Below are 361 nucleotides of genomic sequence, written 5' to 3' on the forward strand. Positions count from 1 at the left end.
CGTTGATGGCGCGGATGACGGTCTCCAGTGCATCCTCCTCGCCATAGCCGCCCTGACAGTACTGGTCCACGCGCCGGTGCCCGACGAACTTGCTGCCGGCGCTGCTGACTTCATAGATCTGGAATTCGCTGACGTGTCCGAAGTGCTCGTTGACGCGTCCCTGTCCCTTGGTCGCCACCGCCACCAGCAAGGACAGGCCGCTCTGGTCTGCCATCTGGGCCAGCTCCTGCTGCTCGGCGGCCTTGGCGGCCGACTTGGCCTGGCGCTCCTGTTCCACCAGCTCTTGGTAAGCCTTGCGGGTGGCGCCGTCATAGGCCACTTCCATGGCCTCGATCTTCTCGGTGGTGAATTCGGCGCTGCG

1 protein-coding gene is annotated in these 361 nt (G+C 64.8%); it reads right to left on the reverse strand.

Annotated elements, in window-relative coordinates; translation table 11 throughout:
• On the reverse strand, positions 1 to 361 hold a 361-nt coding region (locus tag I5W_RS17900), incomplete at both ends, for a NifB/NifX family molybdenum-iron cluster-binding protein (RefSeq protein WP_044530243.1).

This window comes from Herbaspirillum sp. B65 (genome assembly GCF_000333555.1).
In the GTDB taxonomy this organism is placed as follows: domain Bacteria; phylum Pseudomonadota; class Gammaproteobacteria; order Burkholderiales; family Burkholderiaceae_D; genus Herbaspirillum; species Herbaspirillum rubrisubalbicans.